The organism is Gottschalkia purinilytica, from assembly GCF_001190785.1.
Lineage (GTDB): Bacteria > Bacillota > Clostridia > Tissierellales > Gottschalkiaceae > Gottschalkia_A > Gottschalkia_A purinilytica.
The window spans coordinates 1-19561 of sequence record NZ_LGSS01000001.1 but is presented as its reverse complement, the minus strand read 5'-3'; the positions used below and the strand labels follow the sequence as shown (position 1 = coordinate 19561).

Here is a 19561-nt window from a genome sequence, read left to right as displayed (position 1 = left end):
ATGACAAGCTAATGAGAGATAAATAAAGATTTATTAGCGTAACTATAGTTATATTAATAAAAGTTAATGTTAACATATTATATTATAAAATGATATAATAAAAGAATAAAATATAAGTTAGTTAGGAGTACGAGTATTTTATAATTATGATAAATAATAGTTTCAAAACGTTAAAAAAACTGAATATACCTAAAATAGGATTAAGAAATATCAAAACATCTATATCTGTTGTTGCATGTCTTTTTTTATTTCGAATTATAAATCGTCCACATCCTCTGTATGCCTGTATAGCAGCAATTATATGTACAAAGGATACAGTTCACAATTCCTTTGAAATAGCTAAAGAAAGATTAATAGGTACGATGATAGGAGGAGTCATTGGGGGATTATTTTTGCAAGTAAATGATAAAGTAGACTTTTGGGGATCATATGAAATTGTTATAGGATTAGGAATTGTGATAGTAATATATTGTTGCAATCTTATAAATAAAAAAGGTGCTACTTCAATATCTTGTGTCGTATTTTTATTTGTACTAACAAACTTTATAGATTCACCTTCTCATAGTCCTTTTACGTATGCATTAAGTAGAACTTTAGACACCGCTATAGGAATAATTTTAAGTTTAATTATAAATAAATACTTCTTTCCTTTAAATGTAGATGAAAAAGAAGAAAGCTAATCTTAATAGAAAAATATCCGGAGAAATCCGGATATTTACATGTTAGGAGTTACTCTCCTTATTATTTCTTCTATTTCTTGAGTTAAACCAGATATAGGCTTTCCATTTCTAACGTCTCTTCCTACATTTTCAATTCTTTCTATTAAATCAGCATCTGCAGTTACTACAACATTTGTTATAGCTGGGTCAGCTTCTTTTACTGTTGCCTGTACTTTATTTTTTATATCACTTGTAATAGTACCTTCAGTGTTATTTTTTAAATTAACACCAACAAGAGCAGTGTTTCCAGTTATTGCAGTAGTAGCACTATTTACTTCATTAAGTTCAGCTACTTTTTTTGCGATACGATCAGATCTTTCTAGCATAGAATTATTATTTACTCTATCTCTATCTGTACCTAAATTTGTATTGTCGTTTATTCCATTTCTATCTGTACCTAAATTTGTATTGTCGTTTATTCTATCTCTATTTGTACCTATGTTTGTATTATCGTTCCTATTTCTGTCATCACCATTCATATCTGTATTAGGAGCATAGTTATTAGTATTATTTCTAGGAGGAGTCACTTTTTTAGGTGCTCTTCTACATCCTATTGCTCCTATACTTAAAACTAATACTACAACTAGAGATAAAGATAAAAATTTAAATTTTGTTTTCAAAACTATCACCTCCTATAATTATTATGTCATTTTTATAACTTATTATTAATATTTGTAATATCCAAAAAATAACAAACATTAAATTAATAAAGTATATTTTATAACATATAATTACTTTGTACAGTATATATTAGAATTAATAAACATATATAATTAATAAACCAATATGTTTTGATATTTAAGTATTAATAATATTAACAATATTATACTAATACTTATTTAGAAATTTAATAGCTTAAAAAAAGTCTAGAAAATTATTATTTTTAATAAAAAAGTTTAGATATTATTAAATAAATTTATAAAAAATATGAAAAACAATGAATACATGGAATTTTAATATTATCAATATAATAAATAAAAGGTGAGATTATGCACAAAAAAATATGGATTATAAATATAAAAGTGAGTAGAATTAAAACAATGTTAATAATATTAGCAATAATATTTATAGGGTATCTATTTGTATTCAAAGATAATTCTTTAAATGTTTTTAACAATACAAGTAATGAATATATTGTTATAGATCCTGGACATGGAGGTATAGATGTAGGTACTAGTAAAAATGGAATACTGGAAAAAGATATTAACTTAGATGTAGGATTAAAGCTACAAAAATATTTAAAGAAAAAGGGATTTAAATCTATTATAACTAGAGATAAAGATATTGCAATGGATCATTTAAGTAAAGTGAATGAATCTAGACAAAGAAAGGATTTAAATGCAAGAACAAATATAATAAATAATAATGGAAATATGTTTGTTAGTTTGCATGTTAACTATAGTCCTGCTGGAGAAAAAGTCAGAGGAGTTGAGATTTTTTACTATCCAACTTCATTAGAGAGTAAAAAACTAGCCGAAAGCATAAAAGAGTCTATAGATGAAAAAGTATATAAGGATTTTTTAAAGATAGATTGGTTGAAGACAAAAGTATTATCTCAAGATTTTTATATATTAAGAGAAACGGACGTTACGGGAGTTTTGGTAGAGATAGGATACATTACAAACTCTAATGATAGAGCTTTGATTCAGGATGAAGCATACAAACAAAAAATGGTGGAGGCAATAACAGAAGGTATAAAGAAATATAAAGATTCTATTAAATAATATAATAAATAGTTCAATATAAGTGGATATAGCTTATATTGAACTATTTTAAATTTTAATGAATGTTCATATATATTTATTTAATTATAGGGTTACTTAGAATTTAAACGTAAAAAATATCTTAACAATTCATTTTAGAATAGTAATCACTTAGTCTCTTATTAACAACTTTCCAATTAATATTTTCAAAAAACACATCGATGTATCTCTGTCTGTTTACACCAAAGTCAATCATATAGGCATGTTCGTAGACATCTAGAACTAATAATGGATATGCTTTCCATATAGGACCTACGTCATGAGCATCTAGTCCATATACATGAAGTCTATTATCTATAGGATCTATAGAAAGAACAGCCCATCCTCTCATTGCTAGACCAGTTTGCTTAAAGATATTTACCCATCTTTCAAAAGAATAAAAATCTCTTTCAATTAAGTTTATAATTTCACCATAAGGTCTATTATATCTACTGTTTAAGTTTTCAAAATAAAGCTCATGAAGTTTAACACCATTTAGAGCATAAGATTCTCCTAATTTTAGAGATCTAAGAGGACTATAAGTAGGATTTGAATTTTTAAATTCAGGTGTTTCATCTAATATTTTCCATATTTTATTTGTATTTTTAACATAGCCTTTATAGAGCTCATAGTGTTCATCTAGTTGTTTTTTACTTATTCCAATAACATTATCAAAATTATATTTTTTAAGGGGAAGTTTCTTTCTATAAACAGGTTGCATATAATCACTCCTAAATACTTTTTATAATATACTATGGAATAATATATAAAAAGTGACTCAGTAATTTACAAATATACGATCTTTTAAATATATATGCAGTATGTTATTATAAGTAAAAGTAGAAAATCTTTTAAAGGAAGGTATAATCATGCAAATAGATTCAAATACAAAATTATATTGTCTAATAGGACATCCTATATCTAAAAGTTTATCTCCTGATATACATAATTATAGTTTTGAACAAAATAACATAAACGCTAAGTATATGGCTTTTGATGTACTAGAAGAAAACTTAGAAAGTTCTATAAAAGGAATAAAAGCTTTGGGGATAAATGGGTTTAATGTGACAATTCCACATAAAGTTAATATTATAAAATATCTAGATGATATTGACGAGGAAGCAAAACTATTAGGTGCAGTGAATACTGTAAAAAATGTGAATGGCAAATTAATAGGATTCAATACAGATGGAAGAGGATTTATACAAGTATTAAAAGATAAAAATATAAAGATAAAAGATAAAAACATACTAATGATTGGAGCTGGAGGAGCTGCTAGAGCAATATCTATAATACTCGCTAAAGAAGGAATAAATAAGATAAAGATACTAAATAGAACTAAGGAAAAATCTATAGAAATTATAAATGAAATAAAAGAAAAGTTTCCTAATGTGATAGGTACATATGGTACATTAAGTGAAAATAGAGAAGAAATTAGTGATACAGATATAGCTATAAATTGTACGTCAATCGGTATGTATCCTGATGTAAATTGTTTACCTATAGATCCAAATATATTTCCTAATGATACAATAGTTTGTGATATTGTATACAAGCCATTATTAACAAAGTTTCTGAAAGTTTCTCAAGAAATAGGATTAGACACAATAGGTGGTCTTGATATGTTAATATATCAAGGTATTTTAAGTGAAGAAATATGGCTAGAAAAAAATGTCGATAAAAATATGGTAATAAATTGGTTTAAAAAAAGGAAATTGTAAATAACTGGAGAATTACAGATATTAACAAAAGTAATTTTTAGGAGTAAGCTTATGAAAAATATATCTGATCCTAAATGTACAGAATTTAAATTAAAAAACAATAGGATAGATAATTCTTTGATGAGATTAATACCAGAAGAACTAATAAAAAAAAATTTAGTTATACCTCTAAAAAAGGAAAAAGACAAATTATTAATAGGACTAGAAGATCCTACAGATTTATTTATAATAGACAAAATAAGTAAATTGGTTAATATGGATGTAGAATCGATTAGACTTCCTAAAGGAGAGCTATTAAGTATCATAGAAGAATATTATGAAAAAAGTATCTTCGAAAAGGAAATCAAAGGATATACAGATGAATACATTACGGAAAATAATAGTTATTTAGAATATGAAAAAGATGATACTCTTGGTAGTGGGCCTATAGCTAAGATGATAGATTCTATAGTAAAACAAGCCATTGAATCTAGAGCAACTGATATACATATAGAACCTTTTGATAAATTTATAAAAGTACGTTTTAGGGTAGATGGATTATTAAGAAGGGCTATAGATTTACCACCTACTACTTATTCTGGTATAATAACAAGAATAAAGATAATGTCAAAACTTAATATTGCAGAAAAAAGAATCCCACAAGATGGTAGGATGGAAATAAAAACTGAAAATTGTATATTTGATTTAAGAATATCCACTTTACCTACCATACATGGAGAAAAAATTTGTATAAGAATACTAGATAGAAAATATTTATTTTCTTCTAAACATAATTTAGGTTTTTTAGATGAAAATTTAGAAAGATTTAATGATCTCATAGAACATACAAAGGGATTATTGCTAACAGTTGGACCAACTGGAGTTGGCAAATCAACTACAATGTACACTATACTCAATGAAATTAATAAAGAATATAAGAATATTATAACTATAGAGGATCCAGTAGAATATAAATTAGATGATATAAATCAGGTTCAAGTCAATAACAAGGCAGGAGTGACATTTTCAACAGGACTTAAATCTATACTAAGACAAGATCCTGATATAATCATGGTGGGAGAAATAAGAGATACTGAAACAGCTCAATTAGCAATAAGGGCATCTATGACGGGACATCTTGTATTAAGTACATTACATACAAATGATGCCCCGTTAACTATAGCTAGATTAATTGACATGGGAATAGAACCTTATTTAATATCATCTTCTTTGATTGGAGTAATATCTCAAAGGTTAGTTAGAAAAATATGTAATCACTGTAAAAAAAGTTATATACCTAATGAATATGAGCAAGAAATTCTAAATGTAGATGCAAGTAATTTATTATATAGAGGAAATGGATGTGATAAATGCAAGAATACTGGTTACTTAGGCAGAACAGCTATTCATGAAATAATGCTTATTAACGATGAGATAAGAAAGTTAATAGATGGTAATAAAAGCATTGAGAAAATTAGAGATAAATTGTGTGAAAAAGGAATGACAACGATGATTCAAAATTGCAAAAGATTATTGTTTAAAGGAGTTACGAGTTTAGAGGAATATTTAAATCTGTTGCATACATTTTAGAAAAACTTTATAGGTGAAAAAGATGAATATTATTAACTTAATTAAGAAGTCTTTAGACTTAAATGCATCTGACATACATCTTATATCTGATCATTATCCAATGATAAGAATAAATGGATGTATAAAAAAGTTAAAAGATAATATTTTAGAGTTAAAAGATATTTTGAAGTTTTTAGAAAGTATACTTAATAATGAAGAATATTTAAAATTAAAGAAGTATGGAGAGATAGATTTATCAATGAACATTGATAAATCTATAAGATTAAGATTAAATGTATTTAGACAAAGAGGAAAATATAGTATAGCAATTCGTATAATTCCAATTAAAATACCATCAATAGAAGAGTTAAAGTTACCTGAAGTAGTAAAAAAATTATGTAGTAAAAAAAGAGGTTTAATATTGGTAACTGGACCGGCTGGAAGCGGAAAGACAACTACTCTATCTGCTATGATTAATGAGATAAATAATAAAAAGTGCTGCAATATAATAACTTTAGAAGATCCTATTGAATATACTCATAATAATATTAAAAGTATAATAAGCCAAAGAGAAATAGGAAAGGATACAAAAAGTTTCAAAACTGGGATTAGGTCAGCTCTTAGACAAGATCCCAACATAATACTTGTAGGAGAAATAAGAGACGTTGAAACAGTTGAAATATGTTTAAATGCTGGAGAGACAGGTCACTTAGTACTTTCCACACTACATACTATAGGAGCACCTAAGAGTATAGATAGATTAATAAATATGTTTCCAATATATCAAAGAGATTACATTTCATTACAAATATCAAATACTTTAGAAGCTATTATATCTCAGCAATTAATACCCAGTTTTAGTAAGGGTAAAAGGGCATTAGCTTTAGAAGTAATGACAACCAACCCTGCCATTAAAAATTTAATCAGAGAAAAAAAGACTTACCAAATTAACTCTATAATTCAAACTTCAAATAAATATGGAATGAGCTCCATGGATGATTCTTTATATGAACTATATATAAAGGGTATTATATCTTTGCAAGATACTATTGATTATTGTATAGATGAAAAATATATGAAAAGAAAACTGAAATTTTTATAACGTTAAATGATAAAAAAGGGATGTGAATTTATGCCTAAATATAGGTATATAGCATTTAACGAACTAGGTAAAAAAGTATCAGGGATACATGAAGGACAAAATAAGGAAGATGTTTTATTAATGCTTAGAGATAACAAATATTTTCCTGTTAAAATAAAGAAAATACAAACTAAAAAAAATATCATTATGCTACTCAAATCTAGAGGGTTTATAAATTTTGATAAACCAAACTTAAAAGAAATCTCAGATTTTTGTAGACAGTTATCTATAATGCTTAATGTAGGAGTACCTATTATCAATTCATTAGATGCTATACTTCTAGAAACTAACAATAAAGAAATGAAAATAGCTATAAGTAAAATAACATATGACCTGTTAAATGGTTCTACGTTTTATAAAAGTATTAGTAAACGTAAAGATATATTTCCTAATCTTTTAATCAATATGATACGAGCAGGAGAAATAAGTGGAAATATAGATGAAGCACTCTATAAAGCATCTGATTACTATGAAAAGCAAGATTTAATAAATAATAAAATAAAAAGTGCTACTATATACCCTATATTACTTAGTATAACATGTTTTTTAGCTATAACATTTATACTATTATTTATAGTACCAAACTTTATTATAATATTTGAAATGAACAATATAGAGATTCCGCTTACTTTAAAAGTCTTGATGAGTGTAAGTAATTTTCTAAAGAAATATAATTATATTTTTATTTTATTTTTAATTAGTTTTATTTTGATACTAAAAAAAATTTTGACATTAAATAGTGTTAAGACCAAATATGATAAATTTAAATTTAAAATACCAATATTAAAAGAAATACTTAAGACAAGTACAGCTATCAAATTTTCTAAGACTTTATACATGCTTATATCATCTGGAGTATCATTGATAGAATCCTTAGATATAGCTTCAAGTATAGTAGAAAATATTTATTGTAATAAAAATATACTGGAAATAAAAAACGAAGTAGAGAATGGAGACAGTTTATCTTACTGTATGAAAAGTAGAACTATTTTTTATCAGGGAATGACTTCAATGATTAACATTGGAGAAGAATCAGGAAGACTAGAAGAAGTATTATGTAAAGTAGGGGAATATTACGAAAAAGATTTAGAAATTTTATCTGACAAATATATAAAATTAATAGAACCTATAATGATATTTCTAGTATCAATAATAGTTGGAATTATAGTAATAGTAGTCATATTTCCTATATTTAATTTAATAAATAGTATATGATTTCAAAAAATATTTATAGGGGTGATAAACTATGATAATAACTATAAAAAAGTTTTAAAAAACAAAAGAGGATTTACTCTAATAGAGGTAATAGTAGTTGTAGCTATATTAGGAATATTATTTGCTATTATGATTCCTAACTTTATGAATATAATGAAAGATTCTAAACTTAAGGCTGACTTAATAACTGCTGCTAATATAGCTAAAATTACTGAAATATACTCAACAATAAATGAAGATGCAAAAGATGAAAATAATTTAATTGAAAAGCTTAAAAAGAATAACTATGTAAAAGAGGAAGACTTAAAATCCCAATACTATAATAGAGAGAATGCATTTGAAGTTATACTAGAAAAGAGTGGAAAAGTTAAAGTAAGGTATGTTCATACAGGAGAAGAATTATATCCAAAGGTAACTTTAAAGAAAGATAATAATATTTAGAATAAATTTATAGTGAGATGATTCTATGAAGTTTGCTTTTTTACTTTTATTATTGATTATAACTTATTTATGCATGTATATCAGTTTTGTATCAATAGATACACTAAAAAGAAAGTTCCATAAGGTATGTCCTAATTGTAACGAAGAACTAAAAAAATCAAAAAAAATTCTAACACTCTGCCTATGTAAAAATTGTAATCTTTATAGTTCAATGCAGATTAAATTTATAATAATTGCTATGTTATTAGTATGTATATTAACTTATGTTAAATTTGGGACAAGCATTTATACATTGAAATATTCACTTCTTTTTATAATTTTAATAATAATTACTACTATAGACTACAAATATATGATTATTCCAGATAATTTACTAATAGTTGGAGCTGTATTTTGTTTTTTTATTAATTTATTATTTTATAGACAAATAATAAAAAATCAAGTAAGCATTGAATTTACAGCACTTGTTTTTGTTTCGTCAAAAAAACGTCAAAAACAATTTAAAAAACATTATTTACTATTTGAGTGGTTCTTTTTAACATATCATCGGTTACGTGAGAGTATATTTTCATTGTCATTTCTACAGAGTGTCCAAGCAACTGAGCAGCTGTTTTAAAATCAACTCCATTCGCAACTAGTAAAGTAGCATAAGTATGTCTTAAGTCGTGAACTGAAATATTGTATCCGTTACGACTATATTTGTAGTTAAGTTTTACGGAAGTAGAACTTGTTTGTTTATTCAAAAATAGTCTGTTATTAATATCGGTAACACTTTCATTTTGATATTTTTTTAATTCTTTAAGAGTTTTCGGTGGAATTGGAACTACTCTATTTGAATTTTTAGTTTTTAAGTCACCAAAGCCATAAGTATTGTCTTTTAATATTTTCCATTGTTTATTTACGCTTAAGGTCGAGTTTTTAAAATCAATATCATTCCAAGTCAACCCTAATATTTCACCTAGTCTAAGTCCACATGTTGCAGCAATTAATGTAATCATATAATCATTATTTGGTTTAACCTTACTTAGAAGTTTTTCAAGGTCTTGTCTATTCAATGCTTTGATTTGATCTTCTTTTTTGTACTCAGGAATTTTTATATTAGTTACTGGATTTTCTTTTATAATTTTATAGGGGTCTACAGCCCAATTTAGAAATGTTTTTAATTTTTGTATATAAGTTTTTATAGTACTTATTTTATAATCAGCTTGAACCATTTCATCTATGCAAGATTGTATATGTGAAAAATTAATTTTTTTCAAAGGTATATCATGGAGCCTAGAGAATTTTTTAAATACAGTTTTGTATCCGATTATAGTATTTCTCTCTTTGTATAATTTTTCATGCTCTATATTCATGCTTACAAAGTCGCCGAATGTAATTCCTTGATATTCGGCGTTTGAAGTCATCTGGAGCTCAAAGTTTTTTTTCAACTCATCGAGCATTTCGTCAGCTGCCTTTTTGGCATCTTTCTTTTTTGTAAATCCTTGTTTACTTTTTTGACGCCATTTGCCGGCATGGTCTTTATAAGAGATTATAAATTGTATGCCTTTATCTTTCTCCCTATAGGTAATATTGTATTGCATTAGACTACCTCCTTTTTCTTATTTTTAAGAGCACCTCTAATAAATTACTAGGTGTAACTCTTAGAATCTTAGCTAATCTTATTAATTTTCCAATAGTAAGTCCTTCTATATGTCCATTTTCAATTCTGCTTATATACACCTGGCTAACTCCCAATAGTCTAGCTAACTGTTTTTGTGTCATGTTTCTTTTTCTTCTTAGTTTTTTCATAATAACATTATTATGTCGAAAACCCACGTATTATGCCACAAGAAAAATATAACAATGTCGAAAATATAACTGCTAGTTATATTTAACATGCTATAATTTAACTAAGGAGGGGTTATATGGAACTATTAGAAATAAAAAAGGAATTAGAAAAAATTAAAGAAGAAAATAAAAGGGTGTTAAAAATACTCTCCAATGTACTTATCTACCTAGAGAATATCTCGTAATTCGTTACTCATCTAAATAGGTTTTTATTATCTTCAAAAGCTTTTCTGCATCTTGTTTAGATAGTTTTCTTATCTTAGGATATAATTCTTCGAACTTCTGTTCCAATTCATCGACACTGTAATTCATATATTCATTAAACAAATCTTCTTCAACTGTAGAAGATTTGTTTTCTTTTTTATCTCCCGATACTTCTATCTCATCATAACTCCTTACTCCTGATTCATCCTCCATCAATTCATCTATCGAAACATTTAAAGCATCTGCCAATTTTTGAAGCGTTCTAGCTGTCGGACTTACATTTTTTCCACTAATAATGTCATGTAAAGTTGAATGTGCTAAGCCAGCCTCTTTAGCTAATCTGTATTTAGTCCAACCTTTAGATTCCATAATACTTAACACTAACTCCTTTTTAAACATATACATAAACTCCTTTGTTATTATATTTCGTTATATATAAATATATTAAACGAAATATTTCGTAATGTCAAGATATTTTTAAAAATTAGAAGAGATATGAATACAAACTAACGTAGCTACGGAATATAATGATTGTAAATATTTCGTGAACGATATATTATGTAATTACGACATAGATAAAGAAAGGAAGTGAAGACTTGACGATAGGCGAAAGGATTAAAAATATAGCAGATAAACAAAAAGTTAGTATGTATAAAATTTCAAAAGATAGTGGTGTCTCTAACTCATATCTAAGTGAGTTGATCAATAATAAGAGACAAAACCCTTCTATGAAAATTGTAAAAAAGATTTCAGAAGCATTAAAGGTACCTTTAGAAAAACTAATTCCATAAATTTAAGGAGGCTGTAAATATGGACAAGTTATTAACTCAAAAAGATTTAGCGGAAAGATGGCAAGTTACAGTAAGAGCTATAGAAAATTGGAGAAAAGAAGGAGTTTTGACTCCATGTAAAGGAATTCCAGCTATAAGATTTACTCAACAACACATAGCAGAACTAGAAGGGGTTAAATTAGAAAAAGCATCTCCTCTTCGAGTTAGAAGGCTAGAAAATGAAATTGAAAAACTTAAGGAAGAAAATGAAAAATTAAAGGGCATTTTAACAAACGTTATGGTTGAAACATCTAAAGTGATAACAAGTTAAAGGGAGGAATACATATGAACAACTTAATTAACATTCAAAATCAACAAGAAGAGTTAACTCTAAGCAGTAGAGAAGTGGCTGAGATGGTGGGGAAAAGACATGACAATCTAATAAGAGATATTGAAAATTATGTAAAGTATTTAACCAACTCAAAATTGAGGGCGTCAGATTTCTTCGTGGAAAGTACCTACGTAGATAGTAAGGGAGAAAAAAGACCTTGCTACGAAGTCACAAGAAAAGGTTGTGAATTTATAGCACATAAGCTTACAGGACAGAAAGGATCAGTATTTACAGCAACGTATATAAATAGATTTCACGAAATGGAAGATGCAGTAATAGATCAACAAAAGAAAATAATAGATTTAACTAAGCAACAAGAAGTAGAAGCAAGGCTAAATAACTCTAAAGTAAGACAAGCTAAGATATTACTACAGATAGCAGAAAAAGTACAAATTCCTGAATATAAACAGATACTTCATTCAAAAGCAACGGAAATAATGACAGGAGAGCAACTATTACCTTTACCCAAGGTAGAAAGAGAGACACTTACCGCAGAGGACATAGGGAAACGATTAGGCATTTCTGCAAACATGGTTGGTAGGTTAGCAAATAAATACAATCTTAAAACAGACGAGTATGGTATTGAAGTTTGGGATAAGTCAAGGTGCTCAAATAAACAAGTGGCATCATTTAGATACTACGATAATGTGCTACCGATCATTAGAAACTTAATTTAATTAAGGAGGGAGTTAATTATGAACAGTAAAGTAAATGATATTATAAAAAACTCAAATAAAGAAATTGTAAGAATGACGATGACAGCTAAGGAAGCAGCTAAGTATTTAGATATAAGTTATTGGTTAATATTAGAGCTAGTTAAAAGAAAGGAAATACCTTGCATAGACTTAGGGAATAGAAAACTTTTTAGAAAACATTCTCTCGATGCATGGATGAATAAAAAAGAACAAGAATCTATTGAACATGAAGAATCAGAGTATGAAATAAAAAGAATATTTTAAAGAGATATTATAAATTCATAATAAATAAAAATTGAGAAAAGATAATATAAGAAACTTTACTCATAGTTGATATTTACTAAAAGAACAATAGGAGGACTAATAATGGCTATGAAAAAAGAAAAAGAAATAAAAATTGTTATATTAAATCCAGAAGCAATACCAAACGCTAAAAGAGCCTTCACAGAAGCAGTATTAAAAGCTTACAACGAAAAGCAAATTCAACAAGCACAAGAAGAACAGGCTAAATAAGCCTGAAATATAAAACAAGGGAGGACAAGCAATGAATAACTTAATTTTAAAAGGATTAACAGAAGTAGAAAACATGCAGTTCCATCACATCGAGGGAGGTTTTGCAGAAAATAAAAAATTCATGTTAGCTAAAGATATAGCTGAAATACATAACAGAACTTTAGACTCAATTAACAGAGCGATTAATAGAAATAGAAAGCGATTTAAAGACAATATAGATGTTATCGATCTTAAAGGTAGTAATTTTGTTCCTCATTTGATGAGTAACGGAATTTATAGTCAAAATTCAATTAATGCAAGCAAAAATATTTATTTGTTATCCGAAAAAGGATATTCAAAGTTATTAAAAATCTTAGAAGATGATTTTGCTTGGGAGCAATATGAAAAGTTAGTAGATGGATACTTCAATATGAGAGAAACTCTAAACAACGAATCTATGAATGTGGCTAAATTATTAAATAAACAAGTAGGATTGATTATAGGTGAGGTAGATAATCTTAACAGTAGAATTGGAACAATTGAGGACAAGCTTGACAGCTTAGAAATAAGCCCTAGTCAAAGACAGTATTTAAAGAATCTTAGAAATAAAAGAGTTCTAGAGCTAATAGGTGGCAAGAAAAGCGAAGCTTATAAAAACAATAGTTTTAGATCGAAAGTATACGCAGATTTGTCCAGGCAATTCAACAAATACTTTGATATACCTAGCTACGGGTGGACTCCTAAGAATCGTTTTTTAGAAGCACAAAAATTAATCAAGGCATATAATTTATCAGCAGAGCTGAGTATGGAATTAGAGAATATTAATAGGCAAATAGCTATATAAGGAGTGAGAAAGTGGACAAGAAAAAATTAATTCAACAGGCATCACTAATAAGAAAAGATATAGACGGTCTTGGTCTATCAAAACTAGAAAAACACTATTTAATAAAAAACTTATTAAGATATAGTCCAAAACCTACCATATGGCAAAGAATCCAGAACTTTTTTTATAAAAGATTCAAAATATCAAGATGTGAAATTATCGCAGTTAAAAGCAATAATAGGAAAGATATGTATCATTGCACAATTAAAAGTAGAGAAACAGGTAATGTGATAGCGGAGTGTACAGTATTTAAACCTCCTGTTAGTTTAGAAGATACATTATTAGTATTAAGTGTTGAAGATATATTCTTTTATTTTTAAGTTCAAGGAACTTGCTTGATAATTCTAAAGTTGTAATTGTTATCTTCATATGTAACTTCAATACTTAGTATGTAGTCTTTATATTCTTCTATATCATAACTTTTAAAAATTACAGTATAAGAGTCTTTAGTATAGTAATCTGGCATATAACAACTATCAAAAAACCATCTTATACTATCAGTTTCACAGTGTTTTTCAACAAAATTATAGAGAGATGAAGAGAATAACCAACACTCTTCTTCAAAAGCTTCTTTATTTTTGATTAGTTGCATAATAATACTTTCCTTTCATAGAAAATAATGTTCTCTTTCAAGAATACTATATTTTAAAGAGGTGGTCAAACAATGTTAGGAGATAAAATTACACAATTAAGATTAGAAAGGAATCTATCAATGAATATGTTAGCTAAGAAATCAGGAGTTTCAGTTTCAGTATTATTTTATATAGAAAGCAAGAATAGAGATCCAAGGTTTAGCACTATATGTAAATTAGCAAAAGCTTTGAAAGTAAGTATAGACGAGTTTATCGAGAAAAATGACATTTAATAACGACTGCCTAGATTGAGGCAGGCTCAAAGGAGGATATTTAAATGGAACATAAAGAGTTGGTAAAGAAATTAGAATTTCTAGTTATTGAAAATGAAGAATTAAAGTTAAAAAATGCAGAATTAACTAAGAAAATCGGTGAAGCTAAGAACTGGACAGGAATAAGAGAAGGGGAAATAATACGAAGGCTACAAGAAGAGTATGGATATTTAGGTCCTTTAGGATCAGATGTTGCGAATCCAATTTCCTACTTAGTACGAGCTTTATTAGGTGTAAGAAAGCTTACTGAAATAAATGAGAGCAACTATGAAAAAGCAAAAGAAATAGCTATAGATTTTACAAAAGTATTTTGCAAGTATGATTGGGATTATCTAAGTGAGATGCAAAAGGTTTGGAGATCATATTAGCGTTATTAATGGAGGTGAGAACTTTGAAAGAAATAACATTCAGTCAAGACATAAACATTTTAACAATTGATGATTGTCTAAAATTTTATAAAGACGGTATATCTATAACAGTTAACGAAGGTAGCAAGGTTACATTTAGAATTGAAAACAAAAAGCTCCTTAGCGGCAACTAAGGAACTCGATAGAAACATAAAAAAACAATTATTTACGAACATTATACCATAAATAGGGGGTTAAGGGAAATGAAAGATAATGTTTATAAATTAATCGGAGATATAACAACATTAGCTACGATTGTATCAGACAAAACAGAAGTAGATGTATTCATAAGATATAGTGCTCACGTACATTTATTAGACGTATCCATACATCCTATGGGTTGGAATAAAGGTGATGAAAGGTGTGCATACCATGAATTATATATAAATAAAAAAGGTGCTCTAGATTCTTTAAATAACATAAAGCAACATCTTATAAAGATACTTAAGCGTAAAAAAGTAGATTTAACTAAAATACATTAGAGGTGGACCTTAATGTCAAGAGAGCTTATGGAAACACTTGAAAAGCTAGAGTTAGTAATAAGTAATTTGTATGACCTGGATGGACGAGCAGGCATAACAGATAAGCACTACTTAGAAGAAATACAATCATCAATAGATAATGTGCTAAAGGTTAAATGGGAGGTGGAGGACAAGTTAGATGATGCAGGAGGATGGATTTAAGAGAGTATATAAGGAGGTATAGAAATGAGTTCAGATCATGACGTAAAAGTAGACAAGCGTTTTATAGTGAATTTACAAGGTAAAGACTTTGTAACATATGAAGGGCTTTTAGATACAGCACATCAGAAAGGATTAAACGGAATAAAGACAGAATTAGTGCAACTTCCTAACAAAGAAAACAATCAGTGCATTATAAAAGCTATAGCAACTACTAAAGATGGTGGAATATTCGAAGGCTATGGTGATGCAGATCCAAGTAATGTTAATAGGTTGATAGCTAAACATATTATACGTATGGCAGAGACAAGAGCAAAGGCAAGAGCCTTAAGAGATTTAACGAATATAGGAATGACTGCTCTTGAAGAACTTACGGGAGATGATGATGAAGATGTTACAAATAAAAAAATAGATGAAATGAAAATAAAAACAATAAAAGAACTGGCTAAAACTAAGAATGTAGAGGAAAAGGCGATATGTGGTTACTACGAAGTTAATGGCTTTGAAGATATGACAGTAACAATATGGGTAGAGGCTATGAACTATCTCAAAAGAAAATGATAGTACAAGTGCTTATAGAAAAAGGAAGGGGGCTTCACCCTTCCACTAATACCACAAGGGGTGAAGCTAAATGATGGATAGTAAAGGTTGGATAAAACTCCACAGAAATATACAAAGTCATTGGATTTGGCAGAGTGAAAAACCATTTGATAAACGTTCGGCATGGATAGATATTCTCCTTTTAGTAAATCACGATGATAATAAAGTATTCTTTGACAATGAAATTATAATTGTAAAACGTGGTGAACATATAACAAGTGAAATAAAATTAGCTGAAAGATGGGGATGGTCCAGAACAAAAGTTAGAAATTTTTTAGAATTACTTCAAAAAGACGGCATGATAAAAAACATCAAAGAAGGTAGAAAAAGAACAAGGCTCATAGTGCTAAATTACAACGATTATCAGAACTTTGAAAACAAGAAAAAAACAAGTGAAGATACAAGAGAAGAACAAGAGGAAGACAAGGGAAGAACAAGGGAAGAACAAGAGGAAGACATAAACAAGAATGAAAAGAATGAAAAGAATGATAAGAAGAATATATATAGTGCAAAAGTAGAAGAGATTTGGAATCTATATCCTCAAAAGAGAGGAAAAGCAACTGCTGTTAAAAAGATACCTAAACTTATAGAAAAATATAGCTTTGAACAATTACAAAGATGTATAGAAAGATATGCTAGTTATGTAGAGTATAAACGATCTACAGACTTTCCAGATTTGAAGTTTCAAAATGGTAGTACGTTTTTTAATAGCGGCTATGTAGATTACCTAGATGAAAACTATAAAGAAGAACCTAAAACTAATACAGTTAGAAAAAATAATACTATGAATACACAGACCAAGTTTCACAACTTTGAATCTAGGACATCTAAATATACAGCGGAAGAATTAGAAGAAATGGTCCTACGAAAAAGATAGTAATTATCATCTAAAAGAACATGAGTGTTTGAGTTATTTAAATAATTATATAAATATCTAAATAAGGAGTGAGAAGATGAAATTAACGGATGAACAAAGGCAGATAGTTGAGGATAATATTAGACTGGCTACAGGTATAGTTTCTAAACTTATGAAAAGTGAGAATATAGCTAATAAAGTAGAATTTGAAGATTTACAGCAAGTAGCTTTCTTGGGATTATGCAAGGCTGTATATGGATACAAAGAAGAGTTTGGATATAAATTTAGTACATATGCACATCCGGCGATTAGATATGAGTGCATAAATTATATAGAGAGAAACAATATTATAAGACTCCCTAGAAGAGATAGCCCAAGAATAAAGTCAAAGAAACATGAGGAAGAAATTAAAAAATTAAGACTAGGATATAACATAAAGTCTCTTGATGTAAAAATGACAGATGATTCACCTACAACGTTCCTTGAATGCTTAGAGGATGAAATATTTAACTATGATAGTGTTGATACAAAAATTGTAATAGATGCTTCGCTTTCCGATGAAGAAAGACGTATTTTGAAGATGTATTTATCCGGTAAAAACCAAACTGAGATAGGAAAAGTAATAGGGATATCACAAAATTCCATATCAAGAAAAATAAAAGATATTAGAAATAAGTTAGCTGAAGAATTGAATATAGCTTAAAGATAAAAAGGAGCGATAGTTTTGATTAATTTTGAAATACCAGGGGAGCCAAAGTCTAAGGCTAGACATAGAACTACTAAAACAGGAATCGCATATACTCCTAAAAAGACCACAGAATACGAAAATTGGGTTAGACAATGTTATTGCATTAAACATAGAGATAAAAGGCTTACAGGGCAAATTAGAGCAGAAATAAAGGCATACTTTACTATACCTAAGAGCACAAGTAAGAAAAAAAGAATAGAAATGATAAATAAAAATATAAGACCGACCAAAAAACCGGATACGGATAACATAGCAAAGATAGTTCTAGATAGTTTAAATTCAATAGCGTTTGATGATGATAAGCAAGTTGTAGAGCTTAATGTACAGAAGTTTTATAGTGAGAATCCTAGGGTTGAGGTTGAGCTTAGTGAGGTGAGTTAATGAAACTTAAATTTATAGATTTATTCGCAGGAATAGGTGGATTTAGACTAGGAATGGAAAAAGCAGGACATGAGTGTGTAGGTTGGTGTGAAATAGATAAGTTTGCACAGAAAAGTTATAAAGCAATACATGAAACAGAAGGAGAGTGGTTTTCAGATGATATACGAACAGTTGACCCTAGAGATTTGCCAAGCTTCGACTGTATCTGTGGAGGATTTCCTTGCCAAGCTTTTTCGGTTGCTGGAAAAAGGGGAGGGTTTGAAGATACAAGAGGAACTTTATTCTTTGAGATCGCGAGAATTATTCGAGAGAGAAAGCCCAAACTTGTTTTCCTTGAGAATGTCAAAGGACTCATTAATCACGATGGAGGAAGGACTTTTGGAACAATCCTCAACACTTTTTGGGAACTGGGGTATGATGTCGAATGGCAATTGCTTAACAGCAAGAATTTTGGAGTCCCACAAAACAGAGAAAGGGTGTTCATTATCGGACATCTTAGAGGAACAAGTAGAAGAAAAATATTTCCTATCAGAAGAATATCACAAAAGACTAATATCAACATTATCGGAACAACAGTAAATCAAGAAGCTAAAGGTACTAATAGCAGACATTGGGTACACGATGTAAATGGTCATGTAGGAGCATTGTCTGCGACAGATTATAAACAACCTAAACAAATAATGTGTCTAGGGTTACTTGATATAAAAGGTAGCGAACAAGTTAGAAGATATTACAGTATCAAAGGTTTGGCACCAACATTAGATACTATGCAAGGTGGCAATAGACAACCAAAAATAAAAATTATAGATAGATTGGAAAAAAAGACAGATAAGAAGATTAACACCTAGAGAATGTTTTAGACTTCAAGGATTTCCAGACTGGGCATTCGATAAAGCTAGAGAGGTGAATTCAGATTCACAACTGTACAAACAAGCAGGAAACAGTGTGACGGTGAATGTTATATATGAGATAGCAAAGAGATTATAGTGAGGTGAGTTAAATGTGCTATAGATCAGACTGTAAAGAAGTCTGTGACGATTTTAAGAAAATGTACTGCATATTTAAGATTACTGAAGAACAACACAAGCTTATAAGGGAAATAAGGAATGCAAATAGTTGCATTAAGTGTGGAAGGTTAACGGTTAAGGCTAAATATAGAGGTCGGAAGATAAATTTATGTACGAGTTGTGGAG

The 19561-nt window shown here is 28.4% G+C and carries 32 protein-coding genes; 26 read left to right on the top strand and 6 right to left on the bottom strand.

Going from position 1 to position 19561, the window contains the following annotated elements; translation table 11 throughout:
• Nucleotides 1-146 precede the first annotated feature (146 nt).
• A complete protein-coding gene (locus CLPU_RS00145) occupies nt 147-680 on the top strand; it encodes an FUSC family protein (RefSeq protein ID WP_050353613.1) in 534 nt (177 codons plus the stop codon).
• 35 nt (nt 681-715) lie between these two features.
• Here CLPU_RS00145 and CLPU_RS00140 read toward each other — a convergent pair whose 3' ends face one another.
• Nucleotides 716-1339: a YhcN/YlaJ family sporulation lipoprotein gene (locus tag CLPU_RS00140; RefSeq protein ID WP_050353612.1), complete on the bottom strand. Its 624-nt coding sequence runs from the start codon at nt 1337-1339 to the stop codon at nt 716-718.
• A 369-nt stretch (nt 1340-1708) separates the two neighbouring features.
• On the opposite strand from CLPU_RS00140, the gene CLPU_RS00135 reads away from it, so the two are divergent.
• The gene (locus CLPU_RS00135) at nt 1709-2443 is read left to right on the top strand and encodes an N-acetylmuramoyl-L-alanine amidase family protein (protein WP_050353611.1); all 735 of its coding nucleotides are present in this window, start codon (nt 1709-1711) and stop codon (nt 2441-2443) included.
• Between the two features lie 121 nt (nt 2444-2564).
• Here the strand turns inward: CLPU_RS00135 and CLPU_RS00130 are convergent, their stop codons facing one another.
• Nucleotides 2565-3182 carry a superoxide dismutase gene (locus tag CLPU_RS00130; protein ID WP_050353610.1) on the bottom strand — a complete coding sequence of 206 codons (618 nt, stop codon included), beginning with the start codon at nt 3180-3182 and terminating at the stop codon, nt 2565-2567.
• Between the two features lie 148 nt (nt 3183-3330).
• Here CLPU_RS00130 and aroE point away from each other — a divergent pair, with 148 nt between their 5' ends.
• Genes aroE through CLPU_RS00105 form a run of 5 tightly spaced genes read left to right on the top strand, consistent with a single transcriptional unit; the run spans nt 3331 to nt 8527 of the window.
• A complete protein-coding gene (aroE, locus tag CLPU_RS00125) occupies nt 3331-4182 on the top strand; it encodes a shikimate dehydrogenase (protein ID WP_050353609.1) in 852 nt (283 codons plus the stop codon).
• 51 nt (nt 4183-4233) lie between these two features.
• On the top strand, nt 4234-5751 hold the full coding sequence (locus CLPU_RS00120) for a GspE/PulE family protein (protein WP_050353608.1): 1518 nt from the start codon (nt 4234-4236) through the stop codon (nt 5749-5751).
• Nucleotides 5752-5773: 22 nt separating this feature from the next.
• Nucleotides 5774-6832 carry a type IV pilus twitching motility protein PilT gene (locus tag CLPU_RS00115; RefSeq protein ID WP_050353607.1) on the top strand — a complete coding sequence of 353 codons (1059 nt, stop codon included), beginning with the start codon at nt 5774-5776 and terminating at the stop codon, nt 6830-6832.
• Nucleotides 6833-6862: 30 nt separating this feature from the next.
• Complete coding sequence (locus CLPU_RS00110; protein ID WP_050353606.1) at nt 6863-8086, top strand: type II secretion system F family protein; 1224 nt, start codon at nt 6863-6865, stop codon at nt 8084-8086.
• A 21-nt stretch (nt 8087-8107) separates the two neighbouring features.
• Nucleotides 8108-8527 (top strand): type II secretion system protein, encoded by a 420-nt coding sequence (locus tag CLPU_RS00105; RefSeq protein WP_050353605.1) that lies wholly within the window; start codon nt 8108-8110, stop codon nt 8525-8527.
• A 500-nt stretch (nt 8528-9027) separates the two neighbouring features.
• Here CLPU_RS00105 and CLPU_RS00100 read toward each other — a convergent pair whose 3' ends face one another.
• From CLPU_RS00100 to CLPU_RS00090, 3 genes are all read right to left on the bottom strand, one after another.
• A complete protein-coding gene (locus CLPU_RS00100) occupies nt 9028-10110 on the bottom strand; it encodes a tyrosine-type recombinase/integrase (protein ID WP_050353604.1) in 1083 nt (360 codons plus the stop codon).
• Nucleotides 10111-10114: 4 nt separating this feature from the next.
• Nucleotides 10115-10318, bottom strand: a complete 204-nt coding sequence (locus CLPU_RS00095; RefSeq protein ID WP_050353933.1) for a helix-turn-helix domain-containing protein — start codon at nt 10316-10318, stop codon at nt 10115-10117.
• A 228-nt stretch (nt 10319-10546) separates the two neighbouring features.
• Nucleotides 10547-10960, bottom strand: a complete 414-nt coding sequence (locus CLPU_RS00090; protein ID WP_050353603.1) for a helix-turn-helix domain-containing protein — start codon at nt 10958-10960, stop codon at nt 10547-10549.
• Between the two features lie 197 nt (nt 10961-11157).
• On the opposite strand from CLPU_RS00090, the gene CLPU_RS00085 reads away from it, so the two are divergent.
• From CLPU_RS00085 to CLPU_RS00060, 7 genes are all read left to right on the top strand, one after another.
• Entirely contained in the window at nt 11158-11352 is a 195-nt protein-coding gene (locus tag CLPU_RS00085; protein WP_050353602.1) for a helix-turn-helix domain-containing protein, read from the top strand.
• Between the two features lie 19 nt (nt 11353-11371).
• The gene (locus tag CLPU_RS00080) at nt 11372-11662 is read left to right on the top strand and encodes a MerR family transcriptional regulator (RefSeq protein ID WP_050353601.1); all 291 of its coding nucleotides are present in this window, start codon (nt 11372-11374) and stop codon (nt 11660-11662) included.
• 14 nt (nt 11663-11676) lie between these two features.
• Entirely contained in the window at nt 11677-12399 is a 723-nt protein-coding gene (locus CLPU_RS00075; RefSeq protein WP_050353600.1) for a Rha family transcriptional regulator, read from the top strand.
• An 18-nt stretch (nt 12400-12417) separates the two neighbouring features.
• Nucleotides 12418-12681 carry a helix-turn-helix domain-containing protein gene (locus CLPU_RS00070; protein WP_050353599.1) on the top strand — a complete coding sequence of 88 codons (264 nt, stop codon included), beginning with the start codon at nt 12418-12420 and terminating at the stop codon, nt 12679-12681.
• 102 nt (nt 12682-12783) lie between these two features.
• Complete coding sequence (locus CLPU_RS17105) at nt 12784-12930, top strand: hypothetical protein (RefSeq protein WP_157857688.1); 147 nt, start codon at nt 12784-12786, stop codon at nt 12928-12930.
• Between the two features lie 31 nt (nt 12931-12961).
• Entirely contained in the window at nt 12962-13753 is a 792-nt protein-coding gene (locus CLPU_RS00065; protein WP_050353598.1) for an ORF6C domain-containing protein, read from the top strand.
• Between the two features lie 11 nt (nt 13754-13764).
• The gene (locus tag CLPU_RS00060) at nt 13765-14112 is read left to right on the top strand and encodes a hypothetical protein (protein WP_050353597.1); all 348 of its coding nucleotides are present in this window, start codon (nt 13765-13767) and stop codon (nt 14110-14112) included.
• A 2-nt stretch (nt 14113-14114) separates the two neighbouring features.
• Here CLPU_RS00060 and CLPU_RS00055 read toward each other — a convergent pair whose 3' ends face one another.
• A complete protein-coding gene (locus tag CLPU_RS00055; RefSeq protein ID WP_050353596.1) occupies nt 14115-14384 on the bottom strand; it encodes a hypothetical protein in 270 nt (89 codons plus the stop codon).
• Nucleotides 14385-14456: 72 nt separating this feature from the next.
• Between CLPU_RS00055 and CLPU_RS00050 the strand changes: the two genes are divergently transcribed.
• From CLPU_RS00050 to CLPU_RS17415, 12 genes are all read left to right on the top strand, one after another.
• The gene (locus tag CLPU_RS00050) at nt 14457-14657 is read left to right on the top strand and encodes a helix-turn-helix domain-containing protein (protein WP_050353595.1); all 201 of its coding nucleotides are present in this window, start codon (nt 14457-14459) and stop codon (nt 14655-14657) included.
• Between the two features lie 44 nt (nt 14658-14701).
• Nucleotides 14702-15064 carry a hypothetical protein gene (locus CLPU_RS00045; RefSeq protein WP_050353594.1) on the top strand — a complete coding sequence of 121 codons (363 nt, stop codon included), beginning with the start codon at nt 14702-14704 and terminating at the stop codon, nt 15062-15064.
• A 23-nt stretch (nt 15065-15087) separates the two neighbouring features.
• Entirely contained in the window at nt 15088-15237 is a 150-nt protein-coding gene (locus CLPU_RS17070; RefSeq protein WP_235436068.1) for a hypothetical protein, read from the top strand.
• Nucleotides 15238-15306: 69 nt separating this feature from the next.
• A complete protein-coding gene (locus CLPU_RS00040; protein ID WP_050353593.1) occupies nt 15307-15585 on the top strand; it encodes a hypothetical protein in 279 nt (92 codons plus the stop codon).
• 12 nt (nt 15586-15597) lie between these two features.
• Complete coding sequence (locus tag CLPU_RS00035; protein WP_050353592.1) at nt 15598-15786, top strand: hypothetical protein; 189 nt, start codon at nt 15598-15600, stop codon at nt 15784-15786.
• A gap of 24 nt (nt 15787-15810) precedes the next feature.
• Nucleotides 15811-16344: a hypothetical protein gene (locus tag CLPU_RS00030; protein ID WP_050353591.1), complete on the top strand. Its 534-nt coding sequence runs from the start codon at nt 15811-15813 to the stop codon at nt 16342-16344.
• Between the two features lie 70 nt (nt 16345-16414).
• Nucleotides 16415-17260 carry a hypothetical protein gene (locus tag CLPU_RS00025; RefSeq protein ID WP_050353590.1) on the top strand — a complete coding sequence of 282 codons (846 nt, stop codon included), beginning with the start codon at nt 16415-16417 and terminating at the stop codon, nt 17258-17260.
• A gap of 76 nt (nt 17261-17336) precedes the next feature.
• Nucleotides 17337-17942, top strand: coding sequence for a sigma-70 family RNA polymerase sigma factor (locus tag CLPU_RS00020; RefSeq protein ID WP_050353589.1), 606 nt, complete (start codon nt 17337-17339; stop codon nt 17940-17942).
• A gap of 21 nt (nt 17943-17963) precedes the next feature.
• Nucleotides 17964-18368, top strand: a complete 405-nt coding sequence (locus CLPU_RS00015; protein WP_050353588.1) for a RusA family crossover junction endodeoxyribonuclease — start codon at nt 17964-17966, stop codon at nt 18366-18368.
• Nucleotides 18368-19216 carry a DNA cytosine methyltransferase gene (locus CLPU_RS00010; RefSeq protein WP_235436067.1) on the top strand — a complete coding sequence of 283 codons (849 nt, stop codon included), beginning with the start codon at nt 18368-18370 and terminating at the stop codon, nt 19214-19216. The genes CLPU_RS00015 and CLPU_RS00010 overlap by 1 nt, the downstream gene beginning before the upstream one ends.
• Complete coding sequence (locus CLPU_RS17775; RefSeq protein WP_321169963.1) at nt 19176-19355, top strand: DNA cytosine methyltransferase; 180 nt, start codon at nt 19176-19178, stop codon at nt 19353-19355. The genes CLPU_RS00010 and CLPU_RS17775 overlap by 41 nt, the downstream gene beginning before the upstream one ends.
• Nucleotides 19356-19368: 13 nt before the next feature.
• A partial coding sequence (locus CLPU_RS17415; protein ID WP_131701600.1) for a hypothetical protein occupies nt 19369-19561 on the top strand: 193 nt, incomplete at its 3' end.